A 3,628-nucleotide genomic window follows, 5' to 3' on the forward strand; every position below is an offset into this window, starting at 1 on the left:
TCTCGTAGAAGAATTTCTCAGCGCCCGATGACTTCTCGTAGAAGAATTTCTCAACGGCGAATGACTTCTCGTAGAATCACTTCAAGACGTGTGACATCAAGAAATCGCAACACGTCTCGGAGAATAACGTCAAGACGACATACTTCGAGAAGAAAGACATCCAGTCGCTGTACATCAAGAAGAAAGCATAGGTTGGTCTGCTCCGATTGGCGAAACACATCTAGCGGCAATGAACAAACGAAAAGTTGTTGGAAAGATGGAAACATGTGGGAATTTAGAATTCGCGGACTCAGTTAAGTGGTCTATCAAAATACCAACGGGAAAGGGAGCCTAGGCGTCCTTTCCCATATTATTTTTACGGCCTATTGTTTTTCAGGAATCACGCAGTTGCCATCAGCACAACTGACATCTTCGTCAGTTGAAAGATCCTGAAGTACTGGTGCAGGAAATTCTTCCTCCCAAACCTTTTGTATGGCCCCCTTGAAAGTTTCCAATGGTTGCGCACCAGAAATAGCGTATTTTGAGTTGATAATAAAATACGGAACACCGCCAATTCGATACTGCTGGGCAATTCCTTCGTCTGCACGTACCTCGTTGGCATAAGTGGTTTTATCATTAAGAACCGTTAATACTTCTTTTCGATTTAAACCCGAATCCTCAGCAATGTCTGCCAATGTTTCGACATCTCCAATATTCTTAGATTCGGTGAAATAGGCTTGAAGAAGCTTTTCAGAGAGCACTGCTTCTTTTCCTTTTGTTTTAGCAAACTTTGCCAATCGATGGGCATCAAAGGTATTTGCTGGCTTCATCTCTTCAAAATTGAACGTCAATCCAACGGTTGCTGCCTGCTGGCCAACACCATGATTGGCTTGTTTAGCCTGTTCAATACTCATACCATATTTGTCTGCTAATACCTCATTAATATTTTGACCACTGTATTTCGGCGAATTCGGATCAAGCTCAAAGCTTTTGAATTCAACCTCAACTTGATCTTTATGTGGAAATTGACTTACCGCCTCTTCTAACCGACGTTTCCCAATATAACAAAACGGACATACAAAATCAGACCAAACTTCTATTTTCATAACAACACCTCGTTTTTCTTTGGTTACGTTTATAGTAACATACCGCATTTGAAATCCAATATTATGTGCTCATGAAATAGGACTAATAAAATCCCCCTTTTGGATCCAAAATATTATTCCAAAAACATCAAATATGGGGAAATGAAGCAACATTATTTTTCAAAAAGGTATATCTTTATCTTCAATCACTTTAAACGGCTTCATGAAAAAGGTGCATTTCNNAATGCTTTTTTGATTTGTTAAACATGGTAAATTAGAACTTAAATGAGATAAAATGAACAGATATTTAGGAAATGTAGCGATATTTTCTGTTAAAGTATAATTAATCTAAATTAATTATTAATTTATCTGAGGTGATGTTTGGTGAAGAAATGGACAAAGGAAATAGAAATTGATGCACCTGTTAACCAGGTTTGGGGATTGTTAGATGGCTCATTAGAGGACATGCAAAAAATTATGCCTCAGGTAGTTGATCATAAACCAGTAAAAGTTACCGATGAAGGTGTAGGAAGTATCTATCGCAAAAAAATATAAAGAAGGAAATCGGATTCAAGAGTATGATGTTGAAACATTAGAATTTTTGAATACGCCTAATAAAAAGAAATTAAAAATAGGATTTACGCTTGCAAACATGTTTGAAATTACTGCCTTGTATGAATTAGGTCAGCTCAACAATCAGAAGACCCTCTTTACATACACATGTACCAATCGTCCGTTGAAATCGTTCCTCAAGTTATTTTTATTTTTTGCAAGTGATAAAATAGTCGTTCAATTTTGTGAAAGAGTAAAAAAAGTGGCTGAAGAAGAAAACAAAAACATAATTTAATCATATAGAAGCATGGTTCGATTATTTTATTGAATCTATCCACCTTTCCATTACTACTGCAAGTAAATCTACTTTTCTTTACTTTAAATCATCAGGATTCTTAGATTGCCTATTTCTAACGATTTTATTAATGAACATATATTTTTCTCGTCTGGAAATAATAATCTCTATAAGGTGAACATGGAAAGGATGGATGTTTGATGTCGTTAGAATGGTTTGACAGAGTTTGTGGAGAATTACAGGATCATCTTGAGTCTATTTGTGAAGAATACGATCAGGTTGGTCAAATGACAATTGAAAGAGCTGCCAAACATCCAAGGATTGAGTTTTTCGTTGATAACGCGGATGTAAGCTCCGAAGAACTAGACCGTGATTTTTTCTGCTCGCTATTCTTTGACCCTCAAAACGAAGAATTTTACATCGATACCTTCGATGTCGACAGCGGACACACGGCGAAAATCATACTTTCCGACATTGAGGAGATTATCGAGGAAGTTCACACAAGTTTTCATGACTACATCAACAGTTATGACGACTACACAGATGATGGAGTTTATCTGCAGTCAGATGAAGGATTTGATGAGGAAGAATGCGAAGACTTTGACGATGATGATGAGTATTTTGAGGCAGAACAAGTCAACAGCGATGATATCTTTGAGGAAATCGATGTCGACTGGTCTACGCCAGAAGTTACAGCCTTCAAGCATAATGACGAGGTGGAAGTAACTTATCAGTTTGGGATCGTTCAAGCAACAGGTGACGGTGTCCTCAAACGGGTTAACCGGATATGGACAACTGATGATGAATTAATTAAAGACGAATCCCATTTTATTTTTAGTAAAGAAGAAGCCTCAACAATTATTGCCATGATTGCCAGCCACATGGATCAATTAAGCGATTTTAATTTTGATGACATTCCTTAAATATTGTAGGGAGCAGCCATTTAGGTGCTCCCTCTTAAATTAATCTACTGTATTATCAATTTCAATTAGATCCCAAGCCGTGATAATCCCCAGAGGAGCCTCATCTATTTTCCCATTTTCAGTGATAATGACACCCTCAATTTTCCTTTTCTTTTTATGGGCTTTTTCAAAAATATTTTCAACCTCAAAAATATTAATATCTTTAGCTGCAATCTCAATCGGGCGATCTTTCTCGTACTTCATTATTTCTGAAACACGGATATCTGAAAGATTCACCTGGCCGCTTTCCATATTTTGTGCCATCCACTTCACTATCGATCCTGCTGTTAAAAGTCCGATGCATGTTGTATTTTTATAAATTGGAAATTTAGAATAACCGTATGCTTTAATGGCATCTGTCACTTTTAAGATGCTGTCCTGAACGTCAAAATAAACAACATTTTTTGAAGCAATAGAAAGTGCATAATTTGGAAGGCTTAATACATTGGCAATTTTTTCAATATGATTAACAACCTTTGCATTAGGTTCGGCAATATAGAAGCCGACTTCCATTTTCTCATGGACAATTGCATTTCTTAGCCGTGCGTATTGCTCCAAGTCTTTCTTGAATGTTTCAATAATTTGATATTTTTTAGCCCCAACTTTCACTAAAACTACGAATCTTTCATCATTGATTTGAACGATGTCTTTTAAGGCGTCATGAACTTGATTGTAAGCCACTTCAAAACGCTCCGATAGCAGTTGTCCTTGTTTTTTAGTCATATTCATTATCATGCTCTCCTATTTACAATGCT

General features: G+C 36.7%; 5 protein-coding genes. 3 read left to right on the plus strand and 2 right to left on the minus strand.

Going from position 1 to position 3,628, the window contains the following annotated elements; genetic code table 11:
• Positions 1–362 precede the first annotated feature (362 nt).
• On the minus strand, positions 363–1,085 hold the full coding sequence (locus V7150_RS23400) for a DsbA family oxidoreductase (protein ID WP_335522999.1): 723 nt from the start codon (positions 1,083–1,085) through the stop codon (positions 363–365).
• Between the two features lie 363 nt (positions 1,086–1,448).
• Here V7150_RS23400 and V7150_RS23405 point away from each other — a divergent pair, with 363 nt between their 5' ends.
• The 3 genes from V7150_RS23405 to V7150_RS23415 all read left to right on the plus strand — a co-directional run bounded on the left by V7150_RS23405 (position 1,449) and on the right by V7150_RS23415 (position 2,834).
• On the plus strand, positions 1,449–1,619 hold the full coding sequence (locus tag V7150_RS23405; protein WP_335523001.1) for a hypothetical protein: 171 nt from the start codon (positions 1,449–1,451) through the stop codon (positions 1,617–1,619).
• Between the two features lie 46 nt (positions 1,620–1,665).
• Positions 1,666–1,911: a hypothetical protein gene (locus V7150_RS23410; protein WP_335523005.1), complete on the plus strand. Its 246-nt coding sequence runs from the start codon at positions 1,666–1,668 to the stop codon at positions 1,909–1,911.
• Between the two features lie 200 nt (positions 1,912–2,111).
• Positions 2,112–2,834, plus strand: a complete 723-nt coding sequence (locus tag V7150_RS23415; RefSeq protein WP_335523008.1) for a hypothetical protein — start codon at positions 2,112–2,114, stop codon at positions 2,832–2,834.
• Positions 2,835–2,873: 39 nt separating this feature from the next.
• On the opposite strand, the gene V7150_RS23420 is transcribed toward V7150_RS23415, so the two are convergent.
• Complete coding sequence (locus V7150_RS23420; protein ID WP_335523011.1) at positions 2,874–3,602, minus strand: CBS domain-containing protein; 729 nt, start codon at positions 3,600–3,602, stop codon at positions 2,874–2,876.
• Positions 3,603–3,628: the final 26 nt, after the last annotated feature.

Source organism: Neobacillus drentensis, assembly GCF_036965245.1.
Taxonomy (GTDB): domain Bacteria; phylum Bacillota; class Bacilli; order Bacillales; family Cytobacillaceae; genus Neobacillus; species Neobacillus drentensis_G.

Excerpts from the sequence above, each read along its gene's own strand:
- V7150_RS23400 (WP_335522999.1), bottom strand. The coding sequence starts at position 1,085 with ATGAAAATAGAAGTTTGGTCTGATTTTGTATGTCCGTTTTGTTATATT.
- V7150_RS23415 (WP_335523008.1), top strand. The coding sequence starts at position 2,112 with ATGTCGTTAGAATGGTTTGACAGAGTTTGTGGAGAATTACAGGATCAT.
- V7150_RS23420 (WP_335523011.1), bottom strand. The coding sequence starts at position 3,602 with ATGAATATGACTAAAAAACAAGGACAACTGCTATCGGAGCGTTTTGAA.